Below are 539 nucleotides of genomic sequence, written 5' to 3'. Positions count from 1 at the left end.
TGGCCGTTGCAGACGATGAGGCCTTCAGACGGCACGGTGCGTACCAAATGATGGAATTGGGTTTGAATGGCGCCCAAATCGGCAAAAATGTCGGCGTGGTCGAATTCAAGATTGTTCAAAATGGCGGTACGCGGACGGTAGTGTACGAATTTGGAGCGTTTGTCAAAAAAGGCAGTATCGTATTCGTCGGCTTCGATAACGAAGAATGGGGATTTTGAGTTAGGGTCTTGGCGCGGGGGTTGTGGCAGACGGGCGGAAACGCTGAAGTTTTCCGGTACGCCACCAATCAGGAAGCCCGGAGCGAGACCGGCATATTCCAAGACCCAGGCGAGCATGGAGGCGGTAGTCGTTTTGCCGTGTGTGCCGGCTACACCGAGTACCCAATGATGGTGTAATACGTTTTCAGCAAGCCATTGCGGGCCGGAAATGTAAGGCAGGCCTTTATTCAAAATGGCTTCAATCACATCCATGCCGCGTTTGGCAACATTACCGATAACGTAAATATCGGCTTTAAATTCGTCCAATTGAGCGGCATCAAA

General features: G+C 51.4%; 1 protein-coding gene. It reads right to left on the bottom strand.

What is annotated here, in order from left to right:
- The coding region (locus tag ACTHS3_RS16695) for a Mur ligase family protein (RefSeq protein ID WP_440368601.1) at positions 1-539 on the bottom strand (539 nt) is incomplete at both ends.

It is taken from the genome of Neisseria sp. P0009.S007 (genome assembly GCF_051962515.1).
The sequence above is the reverse complement of the archived record's forward strand: the minus strand, read 5'-3'. Positions and strand labels throughout refer to the sequence as shown.